Below are 20,802 nucleotides of genomic sequence, written 5' to 3'. Positions count from 1 at the left end.
GTAAGACCACCTTGAAATCCCGTTCCGGGCTATCAGGTAGGCGGCATCGGCAAGCATTCGTGCAAGGAGGAGCTCATGAGTTCTAACGCCGACGCGCGGGATATTCCCGACACCATGGCCGCCATGGTGCTCACCGGCCACGGCGGTTTGGACAAGCTGGTTTACCGGGACGATCTGCCGGTGCCGGCGCCGGGCCCCGGTCAGGTGCTGGTGCGGGTGACCGCCACCGCCAAGAACAACACCGACCGCAAGGCCCGCGAAGGGCTCTATCCCACCAAGGAGAAGGACGAGGTCACCTCCTTTCAGATGGGCGGCGCGCCCACCTTGACGTTCCCGCGCATCCAGGGCGCCGACGTGGCCGGCCGGGTGGTGGCGGTGGGCGAAGGCGTTGATCCAGCCCGCCTTGGTGAACGGGGTCTGCTGGATTTCAATCTCTATCCGGATGACCGACAGGATCTTAACCTGACCCCGGATTATTACGGCCATGGCGCCGATGGCGGCTTCGCCGAATACATCGTGGTGCCGTCGGACCAGTTCCACGCGGTGCCCAACCCGGAACTGGCCGACGCCGAACTGGCCGCCCTGGGTATGTGTTCCTACCAGACCGCCTGCCACATGCTCACCGCCGCCCGGGTGCGCGCCGGCGAGCGGGTATTGGTCACCGGCGCCAGTGGTGGCGTGGGCACCGCGTTGATCCAGCTGTGCCGGCTGCTGGGCGCCATCCCCTATGCCCTGAGCACGCCGGACAAGGCGGAGGCGCTGCGTGAACTGGGCGCCGAGGCGGTGCTGGACCGCTCCAATATGGACACCTTCACCGAGCGGGTCCGGGATCTCACCGGCGGGGCTCCCATCGATGCGGTCATGGATCTGGTGGGCGGCGACATGACCGACCGCTTCATCGATACCATGATTTTCGACATGAAGGCCCGTGACGGTTACCCGCGCCTGAGCATCGCCGGCGCCAGTGGCGGCAACGTCAGCGAGATTCTCTGGACGCGGATTTATCTGTACCAGGTCCAGGTGTTCGGGGTGTCCCACGGCACCCGGCGGGAAGCCGGGCAACTGATGCAATGGATTCGCGACGGGGCGCTCAAGCCGGTGCTGCACGGCGCCTTCCGTCTCTCCGACCTGCACCGCGCGGAGCGTTATTTCGTGGAGCGCGGCAGCCACTACCTGGGCAAGATCGTGATCGTGCCCGACGCTCAGTGGCCGGAGCACGGTGCCCCCTTCGCCTTGAACCAGCAGGAGCAGAATCGGGGGGCGCCGGTGTCATGAAAAACGAACTGACCCTGCAACTGATCGACACCCACGCCGGCGGCGACGTGAGCCGAATCGTCACCGGCGGCGTGGATCCGCTGCCCGGCGCCACCGTGCGCCAGCGAATGGAATACCTGCGTGACGATGCCGACGGCATGCGCCGGCTACTGTTGGAAGAACCCTACGGGGCGCCGGAAATGTCCGTGGATCTGATCGTGCCGCCTTCGGACCCCCGAGCGGAAACCGGCTACATCATCATGGAAGTGATGGGCTATCCGATCTACTCCGGCTCCAACACCATCTGTACCGCCACGGCACTGCTGGAGAGCGGCCTGGTGCCCAAGCGCGAGGGGCATCAGCATTTTCTGCTGGAATCGCCGGCCGGGCTGGTGCAGATCGATGCCCGGATCGAGAACGGCGTGGTGGAAGCGATCACCTGCGGCGGTCTGCCCAGCTATATTGATACCCATCGCGCCTCCATCCATGTGCCGCATCTGGGCGACATAAGCTACAGCGTGGCCTACAGCGGCGGTTTCTACGCCCTGGTGGACGCCCGCGATCTGGGTTTCCACCTGACCCGGGACGAAGAGCGCGATCTGGCCCGCTGCGCCGGCGCCATCGTCGAGGCGATCCAGGCGGAGCGCGGTTTTTCCCATTACACCCTGGGCGATGTGGGACCGCTGCCGTTTCTGCACTTCATGGGGCCGGTGGAACAGGTCGCCGATGACTTTTACCGCTCCCGCTCGGCCACCTACGTGCACCCCGGGGTGATCTGCCGCAGCACCACCGGCACCGGTACCTCGGCGCGGCTGGCATTGATGCACCATGAAGGCGAAATCCGCCCCGGCGACAAGCTGGAAACCGTCTCGTTGCGTGAGTCCGGGTTCATTGGCGAGTTCCTTGGCGTGGAGCAGGCCGGCGCCCACGACGTGGTGCGCAACACCATCACCGGCAAGGGCCATGTGCTGGCCCGCTCGGAGGTCGTGGTCAACTGCGATGACCCGATGGTGGAGTGCGGCGGTCTGCACCACATTCTGACGTCGCGCCACGGCTGAGCTAATCCGGCGGGCAATCGACGCGCCGCTCCGTTATCCTGTGCCGCCGAAAGCGCCTGGGAAAGGAGTTGCGCATGCGGCGAACCGGAAAGCGGCACACGGCGGTCATGGCCGGTTTCATTGGCAACGTGGTGGAGTGGTATGACTTCGCCCTGTACGGCTACATGGCCGGTATCATCGCCGACCTGTTCTTTCCCGGGGAGGACAGCATCGCCGCGCTGATCGCCACCTATGGGGTGTTCGCCGCCGGTTTCCTGATGCGCCCCCTGGGCTCGGTGGCGTTCGGCTGGCTTGGTGACACCCTGGGCCGCAGTGCCACCATGTTGTTATCGGTAAGCATGATGGCGCTGCCGACGCTGTTGCTGGGTTGTTTGCCGGTGTACGACAGCATCGGCCTGTGGGCGCCGCTGCTATTGGTGCTGATCCGCCTGGTGCAGGGTTTGTCCGTGGGGGGAGAGTTCAGCAGCTCGGTGACCTATCTGGTGGAGACCGCGCCCCGTTCCCGGCGTGGTCTGGCTGGCAGCTGGGCCAACACCGGCACCATGGTGGGCATGTTGCTGGGGTCCGCGGTGGCGGCGCTCACCACCTCGCTGTTCGCCCAGGAAACCCTGTTGGACTGGGGCTGGCGGGTGCCCTTCCTGCTTGGCGGCATCCTCGGGGTCACCTCCATTCTGATGCGCCGCCATCTGCCCAAGTCCGAGGAATTCCAGCGCCACCACGAAGAGCGACCGGATACCTCGCCGTTGCGCCGCGCGCTTACCGAAAACCGCCTTGAGATGGTGCAGGCGGTGGTGTTCGCGTCCGCCTATGGCGCGCTGTTCTACCTGCCGTTGGTGTATCTGCCGGAATGGCTAAACCGTTTCACCGGCCTGCCTCTGGATCTGGCGCTGCGCATCAACACCTTCGCAACGGTGCTGCTGCTGGTGTTGATTCCACTGTCCGGCTGGATCGGCGACCATGGCCCGCGCCGCACCCGCTTCATCGCCCTGGCCATGTTCGCCATGGCGGCGGTGGCCTGGCCCGCCTATGCCTGGTTGCACGCCGACCGCCTGGTGGCGGCGGTGGTGGTGCAGTTCGGGCTGGTGGCGCTGCTGGCGGTGCCGCTGGGTTCGGCGCCGGCCATGTTCGTGGAGTTGTTCCCGGCCCGGGATCGTCTGTCCGGCTATTCGGTGGCTTATAACCTGGGTCTGGGTGTGATCGGCGGTGCCACGCCGATGTTCGTCACCTGGCTGATCGAGGCCACCGGTTACGCCGCCGTGCCCGGCGTGCTGCTCGCCGCCTGCGCCCTGGTGGCCGGGCTGGTGATGCTGTGGATGCGCGACCGCAGCCGCGAGCCGCTGCGCTAGCCGCCCGCCAGGGGCTCCGCGGGCACGGACTTTGGAATCACCCGGCGGCGGTCTTTATTCAGGAAGGTCGGGAGGTGAGCCGGTTGGTGCGGCCCGACAATGAGGATCAGATTCGGGACCGCATGGAGGACATTGACGCCAACCCGGCCCAAAGCGCGCAAATCGGCGGCTCCTGAGGAGCCGCCATCAGCCGGGTATGCCGTTCCCTAGAATTTGAAGCGGCTGCCCACGCCGTAGGTATCGCCGTCGCCGGTGTCTTCCAGATCGTCGTGCATGTAGGCGACGTAGACATCCAGGGTTTCATTGAACGGGTAGTCGTAGCCCACCGTCCAGGTTTTGCGTTTGGTGTCCCGGTCGCCGCTGTAATCGGTGTGCGCGTAGGACGCCAGCGCGGCCCCTTTACCCACCGGAATGGAGACGCCGGCCTGGCCGGTGTCGGTATCGATGTCGCCGGTGCTGGTGCCGGTGTCCAACTGCTGGTAGGACGCGAATACCTTGACCACGCCCAGGTCGTAGCTGGCGCCCGCCAGCAGCCCATCCTGCTCCACCGCGCCCAGGGCGCCGGCTTCGCCCACGCCGCCATTGCTGTCGATGGCGCCTTCCTCGATGCGGTGTCCGGCCACCGTCAGCATCAGGCCGCCGCCGCGATAGACCAGATGACCGCCCACCCGGTTGGCGCTTTCGTCGCCTTCCTGCTCGCCGAAGGCGTACATCACGTTGGCGGTGACGCCGCCCATGTTGGGGCTGGTGTAGGAGAGCGCGTTGGACCAGGCGGAATCACCGGCGGTGGGGCCGTTGTTGCCGCCCAGGAAAGAGTGCTGAATGGCCGGCGCGAAACCGAATGAACCGCCGAACGGGTTGGAGATCAGGGTGGGGACGAACATGGGCGCGGTGCTGCGACCGGCCTTGAAGGTGCCCAGATCCCCGGCCACGCCTACGTAAGCGTTGCGGGCGAAGAATTCATCGCCGCTGTAGCGTCGGTCCTCGCCGGTGTCCGGGCGCAGGAAGCTTTCCGCCACCGCCATGCCGATCATGCCGTTGGGCAGGGTGGTGGTGACCTTCGCCCCCAGGAAGGAGGTGGTCATGCCGCCGGCGTCGAGTTTGGCGGTGCCGTCGTTGTCGCCGGGCAGTTCCTTGCTGCCGGCCCAGACGTCAAGGACGCCGTAGAAGCTGGCTTCGGTTTCGGCCTGGGCCAGGCCGCTGAGGCCGAACAGGGCGGAAGTGGCCAGGATGGTATTGCGGATGCTGCTTGTCATCGGGTTTCCTCTTGTTTTTCAGGTCTCACGGTGGGGCGGCTCAGGCGGGCCGGTGCTCCCCGTTCTCTATCCCCATTTATTGTATACAAGAAATAAGAAAAGCTGGTTTTGTTTCTATGTGGTCCATTATGGCGCCCCTGGAGAGCAGTCATTGCCCGGGGTAGGGCGACAAAGTGCCCCTTTTCTGTGCTTTTTGGGCAAAAAATCGCCGGCCTGCATCACGCAAGGCGGGCTTTTGGGGTGTGTCAGGGATGTTTCAGGGGCTGAAAAATGGCGCGTTCATTCCTTTTTCCATAAGTTGTTGTTTTATATGTATGTATTGGCTGTTTGTTTTTTGTTCTTTAAAAGCTAATCATGTATACAAAATTGAATCAAGGCTCGGTCATAAATCCACGCACTTTTTTCGGGCAGGGGCGGTATTGGGTGGCAAAACAGTGGCAGGACGTTCTGAATCGTGGGACGCTCAACCGGTAGCCCGTGCGCCGAAGGGGTGGCGCGCGGATTCCTCGAAAAGACCGGTCCCGTCTGGCAAGACAAATACAGGTACCGAAGATCGACCGGGCGGGCACAGGGGGAACCGTTAGCGCCGGTTCCGCCGATCGTTCATGTTTGGGACAGAATAATGAGTAAAGACAACGCTTCCTCACTGGATCGTATCCTCGACATCCTGTTGATGTTCGCGGGCCACGGACAGGTGGTCACCCGCCAGGAAATCGAACGGCGCTTCGGGCTCTCGCGCAGTTCCGCCTACCGTTACTTGCATACACTTCGCCGCCGTGGCCTGATCTCGAGCATGGCGCGCAGCGGTGAATACGTGCTCAGCCCCGGCTTCAGCCGCCTGGTGGCGATGACCGAGGAGAGCGGTCGTGACATGGCGGCGCTGGCGGCGCCGATTCTGCGCGAACTCACCGCCATGACCGGCGAAAGCGCCCTGGTGACCCACCGGGTCGGCGAGCGGGTGCTGTGCGTGGGATTCCAGGAGGGGCCGCGCACGGTGCGGGTGGGGCTCGGCCCGGCGGCGGACACCCCCCTTTATCTGGGCTCTTCCGCCAAGGTCCATCTGGCGCACATGCCCGATTACGACATCCGCCGTATTCTTGACCAGTGCGCGACGCTGACGCCGGAGCAATGGGGCGGTAATGTGGGGGTCCTGGAATGGGAGCTTCAGGACATCCGCGAGCGGGGCTACGCCACCAGCAACGGTGAGCTGGAAAGCGGAGTGTTCAGTACCTCGGTGCCGGTATTCTGCCACGACGGCACCCTGTTGGCGGCGGTCACCGTGGCCGCCGTGGGAGACCGGGCGCAAGACCCGGAAGACGGCTGGCTTGATCACCTGCGCATTGCCGCCGCGCGCATAGCTCGTGAATGGCCGCGCGCCGGTCGCGGGATCTGAGCCCGCCACGGGAGTGAGGAGAGAGCATGACCACCACGTTGTTCCAAGGGGGGCGGGTCCTGACCCTGGACGAGGCGGATCGGCAGTACCATGACGGTTGCGTGCTGGTCCGCGACGACCGGATCGCCTTTGTCGGCCCCCGGGCGGAATTGCCGGATACCCCGGTGGACCGCGTTATCGACGTCACCGGCAAGCTGGTGATGCCCGGCCTGGTGAACGGCCACACCCACCTGAGCATGATCTTCGGTCGTACCCTGGGGCCGGAAAAACGGCTGCTCGACTGGCTCGACCAGCAACTGCCGATGATCGGCGCCTTTGACGACGAAGCCATGTACGTGGCCCAGATGCTGGGCTGCCTGGAAAATCTCAAGAACGGCAACACTTCCCTGGTGGAAAACCTGGCCGCCGCCCATCCGGACGACACCGCCATGGAGGACGCCACCTTCCGTGCCCTGCGCGACTCCGGCATCCGCGGCACCCTGGCGCGGGCGTTCGAGGGCCGCAATTTCCTGCCGGATTTCATGGAGAGTCTGGACGACCAGGCGCGCCGGGTCACGGCGCTGGCGGAACGCTGGCACGGCGCCGAGGGCGACCGGCTGCGGCTGTCCTTCGGGCCCCTGCTGCCCTGGTGCATGACCGAGGAGATGTACCGGGAGACCCGTGCCCTGGCGGACCGCCTGGGCCTGTGCCTGCACATGCACGTGGCGGAATCCCCGGAGTTCAACCGGCTCATCGCCAAGCATCTGGGCCGCGATATTCGCCAGGTGGAACTGCTCCACGAAACCGGTTGCCTGGGTCCGGACGTGCAGGTGGTGGCGGTGTCCGACGTTTCGCCCCGGGAGGTGGAATTGCTTGCCCAGAGCGACACCCGCGTGTTGCTGGACCCGCCCACGCGCCTGTTCTGGGGCACCGGCTTTCCCGCCATTCATCCATTCCTGGAAGCCGGCCTCACCTGCGGGCTGGCCACCAACGGCCCCGCCGCCAACTGCGGCCAGGATCTGTTCGAAAGCATGAAATACGCCTGCGCCACCGCCAAGACCGCCAAGAACGATCCCCAGGCTCTGGGTCGCCACCGTGCCCTGCGCATGGCCACCTCCGAAGGGGCTCGCGCGATCGGTCGGGACGACCAGGTGGGGGGGCTGGCGGAGGGCCTCAAGGCGGACCTCATCACCGTGGATCTGGAGCAGGCGCACCTGGCGCCCACCCTGGATGTCACCGCCGCCCTGGTCTATAGCGGCAAGGGCACCGACGTGCGTGACGTGATGGTGGACGGCCAGCTTTTGATCGAGAACCGCAAGGCCTTGTTCGTCGACGAAAGCGCCCTGATGCGCCAGGCGGAAGAGATCGCCCGCCGCTGCATCCGCGAGGCCGGCGTCGACGTATCGCTTTAACGCGGGCGCCGTCGGCGCGCCGCGACAATAAGGAGCCCCTCCGTGTTGATAAAGGTGGGATCGATGATCGCCGCGCTGCTGGCGTGGCTTGGGTTGTCTTTTTTGTTTCCGGAAACCGTGTTGCCCGGCCCATGGCAGACTATCCAGGTGCTGGCGGACAACTTCGCCAACGGCGACATTCTCTCGCATCTCGCCGCCACGCTGGGGCGGGTGCTGGGCGGCCTGGTGCTGGCCATGGCGGTGGGCATTCCGGTCGGCGTGCTGATGGGGGTCAACCGGTTGGCGGAGAAGACCCTGGACGTCTGGGTAATGGTGGCGCTCACCGTGCCCAGCCTGTGTTACGCGATCTTCGCGTTCATCTGGATCGGGCTTAACGAAACCGCCGCCATTGTCGCCATCGGTTTGACCTCGGCGCCGTCCATCGCCATCAACCTGTGGGAAGGCGTCAAGAACATCGACACCCGCCTGTTCCAGATGGCGCGGGTATTCAACGCCTCGCGCTGGGTGATCATCCGGCGGGTGCTGTTTCCCCAGGTGCTGCCCTACATCATGGCGTCATTGCGTTTCGGCTTGGGCATCGTATGGAAGATCACGGTGCTGGTTGAATTGCTGGGCCGCCCGGACGGGGTCGGCTTCGAGCTGTTCTACTGGTATCAGCTTGGCAACATGCAGCAGGTGCTGGCATGGACCCTGCTGTTCACCCTGGTGATGCTCTTCATCGAGCTGGTCATTCTGCAAAACCTGGAGCGCCGCATGTTCGCCTGGCGCCCGGAAGTGAGAATCTGATGGACAATGGTATCCGCATCCAGGGGCTGACCAAGTCCTTCCCGGCGCCGCGCAAGGGCGGCGCCGAGCACCGTGTTCTCAATGGCCTGGACCTGACCATCGGCGACAATGAATTCGTGTGCGTGCTGGGGCCTTCCGGTTGCGGCAAGTCCACGCTGCTGAACACCCTTTCCGGCCTCGACCGTGACTACCAGGGGGAGATCCGCTTCGGCGCCCGGCCCATGACCCGCGCCGGCAAGCCGCCGGTCAGGATGGGCTACCTGTTCCAGGACCCGCGCCTGCTGCCCTGGCTCAGTGCCGAACGCAATGTGGATTTCGCCCTGGAAAATTCCAATGTGCCCCGGCACCGCTGGGCGGAGATCAAGGATCATTATTTCCAGCTCACCGGCCTGCAGGCGTTCCGTGGCCACCACCCCCACGAACTGTCCGGCGGCATGGCCCAGCGTCTGGCGCTGGTGCGCGCCCTGGCCGTCGAACCGGATGTGCTGTTCATGGACGAGCCGTTCAGCGGCCTGGATGAACTGACCGCGCGGCGCCTGCGAGTGGACCTGCTGGACATCTGGCGGCGCACCGGTAAGACCATCGTCTTCATCACGCACAATAGTTACGAGGCCACCTTTCTGGCGGACCGGGTGGTGGTATTGTCCCAGGGGCGTATTCGTCGCGAAATTCCGGTGACGGTGCCGCGTCCCCGGGACTACGATGATCCGGCCCTGTTCGCGGTCAGCAAGGAGGTGTCGGCCACCTTCATCGCCGCCGCCGAGGAGGCCGAGCGCGCCCGCGCGCAATCATAGAGCAAACCTGGAAACGCACCGCAAAACACAACGAAAAAAGGGAGCAAACCCATGACAGACTCGAAATCGAAAGCGACCACCTGGTGGGGGATACCGGTTCTGATCGCGGCGCTCTGGAGCCTGGCGAGCCCCGCCGGCGCCGAGGACACCCCGATCCGCCTGGGTGATATGGCCCAGTCCCTGAACGGCGTCGCCTCCCAGGTGATGATCGACCAGGAGTTTGATCACAAGTACGGCGTGGACGTGACCCACAAGGCCTATCCCACTCTGGACGGTCTGTTCAACGCCATTCGCGGCAAGCAGGTGGATCTGGGCTTTGGCGGCTGGACCAGTTTCGCCCAGTTCCGCTCCCAGGGCTTCCCGGTATTCAACATCTTCGCGGTGGGGCGCGGCGCCACCCTGGACGTGCTGGTGCCGGTGGATTCCGACATCCACAGCCTGGCCGATCTGAAGGGCAAGCGGGTGGTCTCCTACGCCGGCGCCGCCGGCACCGCCACCGTGCTGCTGCGCGTGGTGCTCAGCGACTTCTACGGTTTCGATCCGGCGGAAGGCGGCGATCTGCAGTACGCCGGCCCGGGTCTGATCCCTACCCTGATGAAGAACGGTGATGTGGACGCCGGTCTGCTGTTCGACCCGATCGGCGCCAAGGCGCTGGCCTCCGGCGAGTTCCGCAGCATCGGCAACCTGGCGGAAATTTACAAGGAAAAGACCGGCGATGATTTCCTGTGGATCGCCCTGGCCACCAACGACGATTTCGCCGCCGAACATCCGGAGGCGGTGTCCGGTTTCATCAAGGGCTGGGTGGAAGCGGTGGCCTACGTGAAACAGCACCCGGAAGTGTTCGAGGCCTACGGCAAGAAGCTGGGCCTGGACGAGGACGGCATCAAGCTGCTCGCTGACCGGGTGATCCGCGACTACGCCACCACCTGGAACCAGCAGTACATCGATGGCCTGATGTCGTTCGCCGAGCGTGCCCGCAAGGTGATGGACAAGGGCTACCTGGAGAATGTGCCCGACGACGCCTTCTCCACCGATTACACGCCCTGAAGCCACCGCCGGCGGCGCCCCTCGGCGCCGCCGTTTCTCTCCTCCCGTCTCCACAGGACGCTCCCCATGTCGTTCGATGACCTCCCGGCGCGCCCGCCGATCTACCCCCGTGAGGCGGAAGACTATGCCCGGGATGCCCTGATTCTGTCCCGGCGCGCCGCCGACCGCGTCCGCTCCTGTCCGGACCTGCCCTACGGCGACGATTACTGGCAGAAACTGGATATCTATCTGCCCGACGACGCCGAGCCCGGCGCCGACCTGCCGGTGCTGGTGTTCGCCCATGGTGGCGCCTGGACCCATGGCTACAAGGAATGGATGGGGCTGATGGCACCGGCTCTGGTGGCGACGCCGGCGATCCTGGTTTCCGTATCCTACCGGCTGGCGCCGGAATGCCGCTTCCCCGGCCCCCTGGAGGACTGCGTCGCCGCCCTGGCCTGGGTGCACCGGCACATCGACGAATACGGCGGCGATCCCGGGCGCCTGTTCGTGGGCGGTCACTCCGCCGGCGGCCATCTCTATACACTGGCGTCGCTGCAGCCGGCGCGGCTGGCCCGGGCCGGCCTGCCGGCGGGTGCCATCCGTGGCTGCATGGCGATCTGTTCGCAGCTCAATCTGGTGTTCGACGACCCGCCGCCGGGCAGCGGCGAGGCCCGTATCTACGAGCAGTTCCTGGCCCGGGCCGGCGACGACCGCGCCGCCAGCCCGCTCCATCAGTTGCCGCCGGATGGCGCGCCGCCGCCGTTTCTGCTGGTCCATGGCGAAAACGACTTCCCGCGCATCATCACCAGCAACCGGCGCATGCTGGCCGCGCTCAAACGCCACCATCTGCCGGTGCGCTTCCAGATCGAGCCCGGCGCCTCCCACTTCGCCGTGGCCCTGCGCCTGGCGGACCCGGAATGCGCCACCACCGCCACCCTGCGCGCCTGGCTCCGCGACGGACCTTCCGGCTTCGCGCCGGACGGGGAGGATCATTTGCCTGTTCCCGGTGTCCATCCTGAAGAGAAATAAGCGGGAGGAGACCATGGTTTCACGTCGGGATTTTCTCAATGGCGCCCTGTGGGGCGGAGCAGGGCTGGTGCTGGGTCTGAACGGGCCGGCCCGGGCGGCGGACAAGGCAACCGGCGAGGCGATGGCCGGCGACGCTCTGCGCACCCGGGCGATTCCAGCCACCGGCCAGTCGCTGCCGGTGATCGGCGCCGGCACCTCGGGCAGCTTCGTGGCGGACATCGGTTCGGACAAGTACCGCCGCCTCAAGGACGTCATGACGCTGTTTTTCGACGGCGGTGCCACGGTGTTCGACACCAGCCCCAACTACGGCGGCGCCGACCGGGTACTGGGCGCCCTGCTGGAGGAGGGCGGCTGGCGCGACCGGTGCTTCCTGGCCACCAAGATCGCCGCCGACAGCCGCGCCGCCGCCGAGCGGCAATGGGCCGGCTCCCTGGAGGCCCTGCGCACGGACCACGTGGAGCTGCTGCAGGTGCACAACCTGCGCCACTGGAAAACCCAGCTGCCCTACGCCCGCGAGCTCAAGGAGCAGGGCAAGACCAAGTATGTGGGCGTGACCCACTATCTGCAGCGCGGCCTGGACGAAATGGCCGCCATCCTGCGCGACGAGCCGTTGGACTTCATTCAGATCAACTATTCCGTGAACGCCCCGGAGGCGGCCCGGGAAGTGCTGCCCCTGGCCCGGGACAAGGGCGTGGCGGTGCTGATCAACCGCGCCTTCGACGACGGCGATCTGTTCGCCAGGGTGAAGGGCAAGCCGCTGCCCGGCTGGGCCGCCGAGGTGGGCGCGCGAAGCTGGGCCCAGTTGTTCCTCAAGTTCGCGATCAGCCATCCGGCGGTGACCGCCGTGATCCCCGCCACCAGCAAGCCCGAACACCAGCTGGATAATCTGAACGCCGGTCGTGGCGGCCTGCTCAGCGAGGCCCAACAGCGCGAACTGATGACCATGGACTGGTAACCATGGCGTCGGGGCAGGACGGACATCCACTGCCGCGCCTGGCGGCGCGGCTGTTCAATATCCGGGTGGAGGAAGCGCCGGCGGTGATCGCCGGCCTGCTGATCTTCTTCCTGCTGTTCACCGGTTATTTCATGCTGCGCCCGGTGCGCGAGACCATGGGCGTGGCTGGTGGCGTGGATAACCTGCAGTGGCTGTTCACCGGTACCTTCCTGGCCACCCTGGCGGTGCTGCCGCTGTTCGGCTGGCTGGCGTCCCGGGTGCCGCGCCGGCGGATCCTGCCGGCCGCCTATGGCTTCTTCGTGGTCAACCTGCTGGTGTTCGCGGCGCTGTTCGCGCGCACCGTGGACAACGTCTGGGTGGCGCGCACCTTCTACATCTGGCTGTCGGTGTTCAACCTGGTGGTGATCTCCCTGGCCTGGAGCGTGCTGGCGGACGTGTTCAGCATCGCCCAGGGCAAGCGATTGTTCGGCATGATCGCCGGCGGCGCCAGCCTGGGCGGCCTGGTGGGGCCGGGACTCGGCACCCTGCTGGTGGCGCCCGCCGGCCACGCCGGCCTGGTGGTGCTGGCGGCGCTGCTGCTGGCCGGCAGCGCGGTCGCCGCGATCTGGTTGTACCGCTGGCGTGACCGGCATCCGCTGCCCGCCGAGGCGGAGGCTGGCGCCGAACGGGCCCGTCCGCTCGGCGGCAACCCCTTCGATGGCGCCCTGGAAGTGCTGCGCACGCCCTTCCTGATGGGCATCGCCCTGTTCGTGGTGCTGCTCGCCAGCGTCAGCACCTTTCTGTATTTCGAGCAGGCGCGGCTGGTGGCGGAGACCTTCCCCGACCCCACCCGCCAGACCCAGGTGTTCGGGCTGATCGACACCGTGGTGCAGTTCCTGGCCATCCTTACCCAGATCTTTTTCACCGGGCGCATCGCCCAGCGGCTTGGCATCGGCGTGCTGCTCACCGCCGTGCCGCTGGTGATCGCCGCCGGCTTTCTGTGGCTGGCGGTGGCGCCGGTGTTCAGCGTGTTCGTGGTGATCATGGTGGCGCGCCGGGCCGGCGAGTACGCCCTGGTGCGCCCGGGCAGGGAGATGCTCTACACCTCGGTGCCGCCGGCGCAGAAGTACAAAGCCAAGAATTTCATCGACACCGTGGTCTACCGGGGCGGCGACGCCCTCAGTGGCTGGCTTAAACGGGGCCTGGACCTGCTCGGCGATCTGCCGGGGCCGGCCCTGATGATCGGCGCCGGCATCGCCCTGGCCTGGGCTGGCGCCGGCTTTCTGCTGGGGCGCGCCGAGCGCCGCCGCGAACGGAGCGGCGAGGGCGGCTGCACGAATCTTCCAGACGCGGGTGGAGCCGGGCGTTAAACTGACCGCTTCACCGGAAACCGTTATGCCGGGAATCGCCATGTCGCACGCCGACCGCACCGACAACTGGGTTCGTTTCGCCCGTGACCGGGATACCGGCATCGAGACCATCCATGCCCATTTCGAGGGGCATGCCTATGATCCCCACTGGCATGACACCTACGCGGTGGGAATCACCGAACAGGGTGTGCAGCGCTTCCACGTCGGTCGCGTGCGCCACGAAAGCGTGCCCGGCCGCGCCATCCTGCTGGAGCCCGGTGAGATCCACGACGGCAACGGGCCGACGCCGGGCGGCTTCACCTACCGGCTGCTGTACCTGGACCCGGCCTGGCTGCGTGAGGCCCTGGGCGGTTTGTTCGAGGATCGCCCCGATCATTATGAATTGCGGTTCGGCGCCACCCTGAGCGACGACCAGACCGTGGCCCGCGCCATTGCCCGTGCCTTCGAGGCGCTGCATGGCGGCGAGATGCGCATGGTTCGGCAAACCGCCCTGGACCAGCTGCTGCGGCGCCTGACCCGCCACGCCGACTGGCGCGCGCGGCCCGGCCCGGACCCATCCAGCGTTCCGCTGGCCCGCCGGGCCCGGGATTATCTGCACGCCCACCAGACCGAGGACATCGGCCTGGATGATCTGGCGGCGGCGGTGGGCAGCGACCGCTTCCGCATCAGCCGTGCCTTCAAAGCCGCTCACGGCCTGCCGCCTCACGCCTACCTGGTGCAACTCAGGCTGTTGCGTGCCCGCCGCCTGCTGGCCGCCGGCGTCTCGCCGGCGGACGTGGCGGCCATGGTGGGCTTCGCCGACCAGAGTCACCTGGGCCGCTGGTTCCGCCGCGCCTACGCCATGACGCCGGCCTATTACCGGCGGCGCACAAAGCTTCCAGACTAGGGCCGCCAACGACACCACACTGGGGCTTTCCGTCACCGTCGTGGATGCTCATGGAATCCCTGTTGCCCTTTGTCCTGTTCGCCTTGGTCGCCTCCATCACCCCCGGGCCCACCAATGTGCTGGTGCTCGCCAATGCCACCCGCCACGGGCTAGTGGCGGCTCTCCCCATGGTGGCGGGCGCCGCCGGCGGCGCCGCGTCCGTGCTGCTGCTGGTGGGCACCGGCCTGGCCCGCCCTCTGGCCGCCCACGAGGGCGTGCGCCTCTTGATGGCGGCGGCCGGGCTGGCCTGGCTCACGGTGCTGGCGGTGCAGTTATTCCGCGCCGCCCCCCAGCTTCCCGACGCCGGCGATGACGGTGACCGCCGTGGTCGCCTGGGCCTGATCGGCACCGCCGGCCTGCAATGGATCAACCCCAAGGCGTGGATGATGGCGCTGGCCGCCACGGGCGTGTTCGCCGGCGGCAGCGTGCCGATGCCGGCTTTGGCCGGGGTGTTCTTCGTGGTGGCGTTGCCCTGCGTGCTGGTATGGGCCGGGCTGGGCGCCGGCGCGGCGCGCTGGATTCGGAATCCGGCGGCGATGGGCTGGTTCAATCGGGGAATGGCGGTGCTGCTACTGCTCTCCGCCTGGGCGGCGGTTTTCTGGTAATAACAGCCCGGAAAGGGGACCACGCCCCAGGCGCGGCCCCTGATGGAGAACCAACGTTAGACGGGTTAGAACTTGAAGCGCGCCCCCACCCCGTAGGTGGAACCGTCGCCTACGTCATCGATGTCGTCGTGCAGGTACATCGCGTACAGGTCCAGCTGGCTGTTGACGATGTAATCGTAGCCTGCCGCCCAGGTATCACGCTCGTAATCCAGCGCGCCGCTGAAATCGGAGTTGGCGAACGAACCCAGCACGCGGCCCTTGCCCACCGGCACGGCCACGCCGGCCTGCCAGGTGTCGGTGTCCACGTCACCGGCGGTGGTGTCGGTATCCAGCGTCTGATACTGGCCATACAGCGTGGCCACGCCGAAGTCATAGGACAGACCGGCCATCACCGCTTCCTGATCGGTGGCGCCGGGAATGGTGCCACGCTCGCCCGCGCCGCCACCGTTGTCCAGGGTACCTTCGCGCACGCGCATGGCGGCCACGGTCGCCACCAGGCCGGCGTGACGGTACACCAGGTTGCCGCCCACCTTGCTCTCGCCGTCCTCGCCTTCCTCCTCGCCGAAGGCATACACCAGATTGACCTTCAGGCCGCCCAGGTTCGGGGTGGTGTAGTTGATGGAGTCGTTCCAGGTGGTGTCGCCCATCACCGCGCCGTTACGGCCACCGTTGTAGGTGTGCAGCATCATCGGCGAAAACGCGAACGAGTCCTTCACCGAGTTGGTGAACACCAGCGGCAGGAAGTACGGGGACTTGGTGCGGCCGGCGCGCAACAGACCGTAGCGGCTGCTGTCCACGCCGATGTAAGCGTTGCGGCCGAAGAACTCATCGTTGTTGTAGCGGCCGTTCTCGCCGGTGTCCGGGCGAACGAACATTTCCGCCACGCCCACGAAGGAGGTTTCTTCGTCGAGCTGGTAGTCAACCCGCGCGCCCAGGAAGGAGGTGGACATGCCACCGGCGGCCAGCTGTTTGGTGTCGTCGCCGACGCCGGGTTTTTCCGCGCTGCCGGTCCACAGGTCGAGCAAGCCGTAGAACTTGGCCTCGGGCTGGGCCGCCTGGGCGGCGCCGGACAGGGCCAGAGTGGCGGCCACGGTGCCGCCGGCGAGGATCATGGAAAGGGTCTTTTTGTCGAGTCTCATGGGTCAGTACCTTTTTTAAAGCACAAACCACCCCCAGCGCGTCTGGTCGGACGCTTTTTCCGGTTGCCTGATCGGGGTGTTATCGGGTGGTCGTGTTATGGCGTTGTTTTGATGATTACTCCAGATTTTCTAAAAAAGACACGCACCAAAGATGCGCATCCATAAGTAATACTTTGTCGTTATGGTGCACGGTGGGCAAACAAAAAAACTCTGATATGTCCACGATGTAGACAGTCGGGTTTCATGTTATTGGGGACGCATAAAGGACTATAAAAAAAGGGGTTTGGTGAGTTTTTGGTGAGCAAAAAAATGCCCGGATCAGTGGCCGGGCAAAGGTTTGGGAGAAATGTCGAATCAGCTTTTGAATCCGAACAATTCGGCCGGATTGTCGACCAGAATTTTTTGCCGCTCGCTGGCGTCCGGCGCGTAACGATAGAGCAGCTCAAGCAGCTCGGCGTCGTTGGGCGGCGGAGACTTGGACAGCGGATGCGGCCAGTCACTGGCCCATACCACGCGGTCCGGGGCGGCGTCGATGTAGGCGCGGGCGATGGGCAGGACATCGTCCCAGGGATAACCCCGGGTGGAGATCTTCTCGCCCAGCGACAGCATTACCCAGAAGTTACCTTTCTTGAGCAGTTCGATGGTTTTCCGGACATTGGGGTCGTTGACGCCCAGGTTGGCGTCGGCGCGGCCCAGGTGGTCGATGAGCACCGGAATGTCCAGGTTCTCGTACAGCTCGACGCTGTCGAGGATGCCGTTTTTCTCCGGCTGGATTTTCACGTACCAGCCCAGCTCCCGCAGGCGGTCGGCGGCGCGCCGGAACTCCGCCGGCGTCAGGCCGACGCCGAGCTCCTTGCGGAAAGTGAAGCGGGCGCCGCGTACGCCGGCGGCGTCCATCTCCTCGATGTAGCCGTCATCGCGTTCCTTCAGCGCGATGGCGTTGGCGCAACCCCGGTAGTTGGGGCCGGCCTGCTCAAGCGCGTCCAGCACCACGCTGTGGTCGGCGCCATAGGTGGTGGCCTGGACGATCACACCCCGCTCGATGCCCAGGGCACGGTGCATCTTCAGTGCCGCGTCGATGGTCGCCGAAGGCATCTTGAAGGGAGCTTCCGGGCGCGGCGGGTAACGTTGCGGGTCGCCGAACACATGGAATTGCGAATCGCAGGTGTTGGCCGGCGGCGCCTCCCGAGGGGCGCGGGGATCCGGGTTGAAAGGGTAATACTCGGGCATGGTGGCTCCTGCCATTAGCGGATCGGGGAGGCCGCGCCGGGCGCGGCCGGAGTGGCGTGCCTCAGGCGTCGGCGGCTTGGCCGATCACCGCCAGCACGTCGCACTGGATCAGAAACTTCGATTCGATCGGATTCTGGATGGCGTGCCGGGCCGGTCGGGATTCCGGGTCCGGAAACATCGCCAGCCATTCGGCGTTGAGGACATCCCGCTGCGAGCGATCCTGCATCCAGACGGTCATCTTGAGAATGTCGTCGGTGCTGCCGCCGGCGGCTTCGACGATATTGCGCACATGCTGGAACATGAACGCGCATTGGGTCGCCAGGTCGACGCCCAGTTCGCCGGTGTCCGGATTGGTGCCGTTGATCACGCCGGTGGCCATCAGGTCCCCGATCCGGCTGGCCGCCGGGATCGGGTTCTGATGGGAGAAGCCGGCGCTGTGGACGCTCTTGCGTCGTGACATGCGGGGTTCCTCTGCTTTCACGATGGTCTTAACGGTGGATGTTGGCGCCACGGATCAGGGTGCCCCAGCGATCATACTGCTCGTTGAGGAACACCTTGAAATCATCCACGTCCATGGCGCGTGCCTCGGCGCCGGCGGTCTCGAATTTCTTCACCACGGCCGGATCGTTGAGGATCTTTTTCAGCGCCGCGTTGAGTTCGTTGACCACGTCCTCGGGCATGCCGGCCGGGCCGAACAGACCGGTGAAGGTTTCCGATACCGCGTCGGAGTAGCCCAGTTCCTTCAGGGTGGGTACGTCGGGCAGGGATTCCATGCGTTCCGGGGAGGTCACGGCCAGGGCCTTCAGCTTGCCGCTGTTGATGTACTGCTTGGCCACGGTGTACTGGTCGAAGTTGAAGTCCACGCGGCCGCCGAGCAGGTCGGTGGTGGCCGGAGCGTTGCCTTTGTAGTGCACGGTGAGCCATTCGGTGTGCAGCAGGCGCTGCATCATTTCACTGATCAGGTGGTTCTGGGTGCCGGCGCCGGGGGAAGCCATGGCCAGCTCGCCGGGATGCTTCTTGGCGTAGTCGAACAGCGCCTCGGCGCTGTCCAGACCCAGTTCCGGGTTCGCCTGCAGTACCAGGGTCACGAAGGAAATCGAACCGATCGGCGCGAAATCGTCCTTCCAGAAGTAGTTGTCCTTGCGGAACAGCAGCGGGCTGAACAGCACCGGGCCATTGGGAGCCACGAACAGGGTGTAGCCGTCCTTGTCGGACTTGACCACGTAGGAGGCGGCGATCATGCCGCCGGCGCCGGGCCGGTTCTCCACCACGAACGGCTGGCCGAACTCCTTCTCCAGACCGTCGGCGACGATGCGCGCGGCCAGGTCCACGTTACCGCCGGGCGGGTAGGGTACCACCAGGTGCACCGGTTTTTCCGGCCAGGCGGCCTGGGCGCCGGTGGCCAGGCCGAGGAGCAGGAACAGGACGGTGAAATGCTTGAAAAAACGCATATTTTTATTCTCCTTCCAGGGCTGTGCCGGGTTTGGCATGGGCGCCCGCGAGTGAGTGGTTTCTGTTTTGGAACCGATACTTTCCGGAATCCATGGTGCGGTCAGCAACCGTAAAACCCCGCAAAGGTCCACATGATGGACGGCGGGAGTCATCAAGTATCAGCGTTATGCCTTAGATTACTCTCAAAAAGCGCCCCGAAGGGGCCTTTGAGAGCCCGCTAATGATTTAAATGTCCATATGGTGGACACTATGGTCAGCGTCATGTTGACCCCCTACCGGGTCCCTCTTAGCTTTTCGCTATCCCATCAGCGGTCGATTACCAGGAGAATAAATATGCAAATCGACATTGGTTCCCTGACGCCGCAGGAATGCTACCGCCTGATCAGTGGCATCGTGGTTCCCCGGCCGATTGCCTGGATCACCACTCAGTCTCCGGATGGCGTGGTCAATCTGGCGCCTTTCAGCTGCTTTACCTTCGTCTCCAACACCCCCCTGATGGTGGGCGTCAATATCGGCCGCAAGGCCGGTCGTGAGAAGGATACCGCTCGCAATATTCGTGCCTTGAACGAGTTCGTGGTGAACATCGCGGACTGGTCCATGGTCGAGGACGTGCACGCCAGCGCCGTGGAATATGAAAGCCATGAAAGCGAGGTGGAAAGCCTGGGCCTGGCGGTGGAACCGTCCGCCACGGTGAAGACGCCGCGCCTGGCGAAAGCGCCGATCAGCCTGGAATGCCGTCTGCACAGCGTTACCGGTTACGGCAGCACGGGTGCTGAGTTCTTCGTCGGTGAAGTCAGCCGCGTCCATATCGTGGACGAGCTGTATCGCGATGGCCGCATCGACACCCGCGAGCTGCAGCCGGTGTGCCGCATCGCCGGCGCCAACTACGCTACCCTGGGCGAGATTCGCCAGCTCAAGCCGGTGGCGCAAACACCCAAGAGCATCATCGAGCCGGGCGCATGAACCGCGACGACGGTCCGCGTCCGCCGGAGAGCGGCCCGGGCAAGCCCGGCGTCGAGGCCGGCGAGGGCGGCAAAACCCTGGGCGCGCGCAGCATCCGCCGCGCGGTGGCGATCCTGCGTATCCTGGCCACCGGGCAGGAGCAGGGTGTGCGCATCACCGACATCGTCCATCAGACCGGTCTCAATCGCCCTACGGTGCACCGTATTCTGCGGGTACTGATCGAGGAAGAAGCGGTGGAGCAGGACCCCAATACGCGCCGCTATATGGTTGGGCCGGAGGTTTCCCTGCTGGGCCTGTCGCGCACCGCCCGGGTGCCGGTGAAGTCGGTGGCCGAGCCCTACCTGCGCCACATCGCCGAGCAATGCGGCGACAGTGTCTTCCTGACTATTCGCAGCGGCTTCGATTCCATCTGCGTGGACCGTAAAACCGGCAACTACCCGGTCAAGGTGCTTTCCATCGAGGTGGGCGCCCGCCGTCCCCTCGGCATCAGCGTTTCCGGCCTGGTGCTGCTGGCGTTCGCCGAGGACGCCGACATGGAGGAAGTGCTGCTCGGCAATGAGCAGCGCCTTACCAGTCATGGGGTGGAATTGAGCGCGGTACGTCAGCGCATCACCGAAATCCGTTCCCTGGGCTATGCCTATAGCGAGGTGGGCGTGGTGCCTGGTACTCGTGCTCTGGCGCTGCCGGTGTTCGACGCCGAAGGCCAGTTGCTGGCGTCGGTGGCGGTGTCGGCCATGGCCGACCGGCTCAGCCCGGAACGGCTGGCCACCCTGGTGCCCTTGATCCGCCATCAGACCGAACTGATCGCCAAGCGGTTGAGCGAAGTCCAGACCCGCCGCCGTTAGGCCCCT

At 65.4% G+C, this 20,802-nt stretch carries 21 protein-coding genes; 16 read left to right on the top strand and 5 right to left on the bottom strand.

What is annotated here, in order from left to right; all coding sequences use genetic code 11:
- Positions 1-75: 75 nt before the first annotated feature.
- The 3 genes from JF515_RS12900 (at position 76) to JF515_RS12890 (ending at position 3,658) form a co-directional block, all read left to right on the top strand.
- The gene (locus JF515_RS12900; protein WP_203104845.1) at positions 76-1,275 is read left to right on the top strand and encodes a zinc-binding dehydrogenase; all 1,200 of its coding nucleotides are present in this window, start codon (positions 76-78) and stop codon (positions 1,273-1,275) included.
- Positions 1,272-2,312, top strand: coding sequence for a proline racemase family protein (locus tag JF515_RS12895; protein WP_203104844.1), 1,041 nt, complete (start codon positions 1,272-1,274; stop codon positions 2,310-2,312). Before JF515_RS12900 ends, JF515_RS12895 begins: the two co-directional genes overlap by 4 nt.
- Before the next feature lie 74 nt (positions 2,313-2,386).
- Positions 2,387-3,658 carry an MFS transporter gene (locus tag JF515_RS12890; RefSeq protein WP_203104843.1) on the top strand — a complete coding sequence of 424 codons (1,272 nt, stop codon included), beginning with the start codon at positions 2,387-2,389 and terminating at the stop codon, positions 3,656-3,658.
- 206 nt (positions 3,659-3,864) lie between these two features.
- Here the strand turns inward: JF515_RS12890 and JF515_RS12885 are convergent, their stop codons facing one another.
- Positions 3,865-4,914, bottom strand: a complete 1,050-nt coding sequence (locus JF515_RS12885; RefSeq protein ID WP_203104842.1) for a porin — start codon at positions 4,912-4,914, stop codon at positions 3,865-3,867.
- Between JF515_RS12885 and JF515_RS12880 the strand changes: the two genes are divergently transcribed.
- The 11 genes from JF515_RS12880 (at position 4,901) to JF515_RS12830 (ending at position 15,167) form a co-directional block, all read left to right on the top strand.
- Positions 4,901-5,266 (top strand): hypothetical protein, encoded by a 366-nt coding sequence (locus JF515_RS12880; protein WP_203104841.1) that lies wholly within the window; start codon positions 4,901-4,903, stop codon positions 5,264-5,266. The two genes, JF515_RS12885 and JF515_RS12880, sit on opposite strands and share 14 nt — an antisense overlap.
- Positions 5,267-5,536: 270 nt before the next feature.
- Positions 5,537-6,307, top strand: a complete 771-nt coding sequence (locus JF515_RS12875) for an IclR family transcriptional regulator (protein ID WP_203104840.1) — start codon at positions 5,537-5,539, stop codon at positions 6,305-6,307.
- 26 nt (positions 6,308-6,333) lie between these two features.
- Entirely contained in the window at positions 6,334-7,698 is a 1,365-nt protein-coding gene (locus JF515_RS12870) for an amidohydrolase family protein (protein WP_203104839.1), read from the top strand.
- A gap of 42 nt (positions 7,699-7,740) precedes the next feature.
- Positions 7,741-8,484, top strand: coding sequence for an ABC transporter permease subunit (locus JF515_RS12865; RefSeq protein ID WP_203104838.1), 744 nt, complete (start codon positions 7,741-7,743; stop codon positions 8,482-8,484).
- Positions 8,484-9,278, top strand: a complete 795-nt coding sequence (locus JF515_RS12860) for an ABC transporter ATP-binding protein (protein ID WP_203104837.1) — start codon at positions 8,484-8,486, stop codon at positions 9,276-9,278. Before JF515_RS12865 ends, JF515_RS12860 begins: the two co-directional genes overlap by 1 nt.
- Before the next feature lie 51 nt (positions 9,279-9,329).
- The gene (locus JF515_RS12855; protein WP_203104836.1) at positions 9,330-10,325 is read left to right on the top strand and encodes an ABC transporter substrate-binding protein; all 996 of its coding nucleotides are present in this window, start codon (positions 9,330-9,332) and stop codon (positions 10,323-10,325) included.
- Positions 10,326-10,391: 66 nt separating this feature from the next.
- Positions 10,392-11,333, top strand: a complete 942-nt coding sequence (locus JF515_RS12850) for an alpha/beta hydrolase (RefSeq protein WP_203104835.1) — start codon at positions 10,392-10,394, stop codon at positions 11,331-11,333.
- A gap of 13 nt (positions 11,334-11,346) precedes the next feature.
- On the top strand, positions 11,347-12,288 hold the full coding sequence (locus tag JF515_RS12845) for an aldo/keto reductase (RefSeq protein WP_203104834.1): 942 nt from the start codon (positions 11,347-11,349) through the stop codon (positions 12,286-12,288).
- 2 nt (positions 12,289-12,290) lie between these two features.
- Positions 12,291-13,637 carry an NTP/NDP exchange transporter gene (locus tag JF515_RS12840; RefSeq protein WP_203104833.1) on the top strand — a complete coding sequence of 449 codons (1,347 nt, stop codon included), beginning with the start codon at positions 12,291-12,293 and terminating at the stop codon, positions 13,635-13,637.
- A gap of 40 nt (positions 13,638-13,677) precedes the next feature.
- Complete coding sequence (locus JF515_RS12835; RefSeq protein WP_203104832.1) at positions 13,678-14,523, top strand: AraC family transcriptional regulator; 846 nt, start codon at positions 13,678-13,680, stop codon at positions 14,521-14,523.
- Positions 14,524-14,573: 50 nt separating this feature from the next.
- Positions 14,574-15,167: a LysE family translocator gene (locus JF515_RS12830; RefSeq protein ID WP_203104831.1), complete on the top strand. Its 594-nt coding sequence runs from the start codon at positions 14,574-14,576 to the stop codon at positions 15,165-15,167.
- Positions 15,168-15,232: 65 nt separating this feature from the next.
- Here the strand turns inward: JF515_RS12830 and JF515_RS12825 are convergent, their stop codons facing one another.
- The 4 genes from JF515_RS12825 to JF515_RS12810 form a co-directional block, all read right to left on the bottom strand.
- The gene (locus tag JF515_RS12825) at positions 15,233-16,306 is read right to left on the bottom strand and encodes a porin (RefSeq protein WP_203104830.1); all 1,074 of its coding nucleotides are present in this window, start codon (positions 16,304-16,306) and stop codon (positions 15,233-15,235) included.
- A gap of 354 nt (positions 16,307-16,660) precedes the next feature.
- On the bottom strand, positions 16,661-17,536 hold the full coding sequence (locus JF515_RS12820) for an amidohydrolase family protein (RefSeq protein WP_203104829.1): 876 nt from the start codon (positions 17,534-17,536) through the stop codon (positions 16,661-16,663).
- 61 nt (positions 17,537-17,597) lie between these two features.
- Positions 17,598-17,996, bottom strand: coding sequence for a RidA family protein (locus tag JF515_RS12815; protein ID WP_203104828.1), 399 nt, complete (start codon positions 17,994-17,996; stop codon positions 17,598-17,600).
- Positions 17,997-18,024: 28 nt separating this feature from the next.
- Positions 18,025-18,987, bottom strand: a complete 963-nt coding sequence (locus tag JF515_RS12810; RefSeq protein ID WP_203104827.1) for a Bug family tripartite tricarboxylate transporter substrate binding protein — start codon at positions 18,985-18,987, stop codon at positions 18,025-18,027.
- 334 nt (positions 18,988-19,321) lie between these two features.
- On the opposite strand from JF515_RS12810, the gene JF515_RS12805 reads away from it, so the two are divergent.
- Together JF515_RS12805 and JF515_RS12800 are read left to right on the top strand one after the other, a co-directional pair.
- Positions 19,322-19,951, top strand: a complete 630-nt coding sequence (locus tag JF515_RS12805) for a flavin reductase family protein (RefSeq protein WP_203104826.1) — start codon at positions 19,322-19,324, stop codon at positions 19,949-19,951.
- Positions 19,948-20,796: an IclR family transcriptional regulator gene (locus JF515_RS12800; protein ID WP_203104825.1), complete on the top strand. Its 849-nt coding sequence runs from the start codon at positions 19,948-19,950 to the stop codon at positions 20,794-20,796. The genes JF515_RS12805 and JF515_RS12800 overlap by 4 nt, the downstream gene beginning before the upstream one ends.
- Positions 20,797-20,802: the final 6 nt, after the last annotated feature.

The sequence above is a fragment of the Alloalcanivorax marinus genome (assembly GCF_016785095.1).
Lineage (GTDB): Bacteria > Pseudomonadota > Gammaproteobacteria > Pseudomonadales > Alcanivoracaceae > Alloalcanivorax > Alloalcanivorax marinus_A.
Note: the sequence above shows the minus strand (reverse complement) of the source record. Positions and strands in the feature narration are given on the sequence as shown.

What these genes read in the sequence shown, in the direction of transcription:
- JF515_RS12900 (WP_203104845.1), top strand. Translation starts at nt 76, where the DNA reads ATGAGTTCTAACGCCGACGCGCGGGATATTCCCGACACCATGGCCGCC.
- JF515_RS12895 (WP_203104844.1), top strand. Translation starts at nt 1,272, where the DNA reads ATGAAAAACGAACTGACCCTGCAACTGATCGACACCCACGCCGGCGGC.
- JF515_RS12890 (WP_203104843.1), top strand. Translation starts at nt 2,387, where the DNA reads ATGCGGCGAACCGGAAAGCGGCACACGGCGGTCATGGCCGGTTTCATT.
- JF515_RS12880 (WP_203104841.1), top strand. Translation starts at nt 4,901, where the DNA reads ATGCTGCTTGTCATCGGGTTTCCTCTTGTTTTTCAGGTCTCACGGTGG.
- JF515_RS12885 (WP_203104842.1), bottom strand. Translation starts at nt 4,914, where the DNA reads ATGACAAGCAGCATCCGCAATACCATCCTGGCCACTTCCGCCCTGTTC.
- JF515_RS12875 (WP_203104840.1), top strand. Translation starts at nt 5,537, where the DNA reads ATGAGTAAAGACAACGCTTCCTCACTGGATCGTATCCTCGACATCCTG.
- JF515_RS12870 (WP_203104839.1), top strand. Translation starts at nt 6,334, where the DNA reads ATGACCACCACGTTGTTCCAAGGGGGGCGGGTCCTGACCCTGGACGAG.
- JF515_RS12860 (WP_203104837.1), top strand. Translation starts at nt 8,484, where the DNA reads ATGGACAATGGTATCCGCATCCAGGGGCTGACCAAGTCCTTCCCGGCG.
- JF515_RS12855 (WP_203104836.1), top strand. Translation starts at nt 9,330, where the DNA reads ATGACAGACTCGAAATCGAAAGCGACCACCTGGTGGGGGATACCGGTT.
- JF515_RS12850 (WP_203104835.1), top strand. Translation starts at nt 10,392, where the DNA reads ATGTCGTTCGATGACCTCCCGGCGCGCCCGCCGATCTACCCCCGTGAG.
- JF515_RS12845 (WP_203104834.1), top strand. Translation starts at nt 11,347, where the DNA reads ATGGTTTCACGTCGGGATTTTCTCAATGGCGCCCTGTGGGGCGGAGCA.
- JF515_RS12840 (WP_203104833.1), top strand. Translation starts at nt 12,291, where the DNA reads ATGGCGTCGGGGCAGGACGGACATCCACTGCCGCGCCTGGCGGCGCGG.
- JF515_RS12835 (WP_203104832.1), top strand. Translation starts at nt 13,678, where the DNA reads ATGTCGCACGCCGACCGCACCGACAACTGGGTTCGTTTCGCCCGTGAC.
- JF515_RS12830 (WP_203104831.1), top strand. Translation starts at nt 14,574, where the DNA reads ATGGAATCCCTGTTGCCCTTTGTCCTGTTCGCCTTGGTCGCCTCCATC.
- JF515_RS12825 (WP_203104830.1), bottom strand. Translation starts at nt 16,306, where the DNA reads ATGAGACTCGACAAAAAGACCCTTTCCATGATCCTCGCCGGCGGCACC.
- JF515_RS12820 (WP_203104829.1), bottom strand. Translation starts at nt 17,536, where the DNA reads ATGCCCGAGTATTACCCTTTCAACCCGGATCCCCGCGCCCCTCGGGAG.
- JF515_RS12815 (WP_203104828.1), bottom strand. Translation starts at nt 17,996, where the DNA reads ATGTCACGACGCAAGAGCGTCCACAGCGCCGGCTTCTCCCATCAGAAC.
- JF515_RS12810 (WP_203104827.1), bottom strand. Translation starts at nt 18,987, where the DNA reads ATGCGTTTTTTCAAGCATTTCACCGTCCTGTTCCTGCTCCTCGGCCTG.
- JF515_RS12805 (WP_203104826.1), top strand. Translation starts at nt 19,322, where the DNA reads ATGCAAATCGACATTGGTTCCCTGACGCCGCAGGAATGCTACCGCCTG.
- JF515_RS12800 (WP_203104825.1), top strand. Translation starts at nt 19,948, where the DNA reads ATGAACCGCGACGACGGTCCGCGTCCGCCGGAGAGCGGCCCGGGCAAG.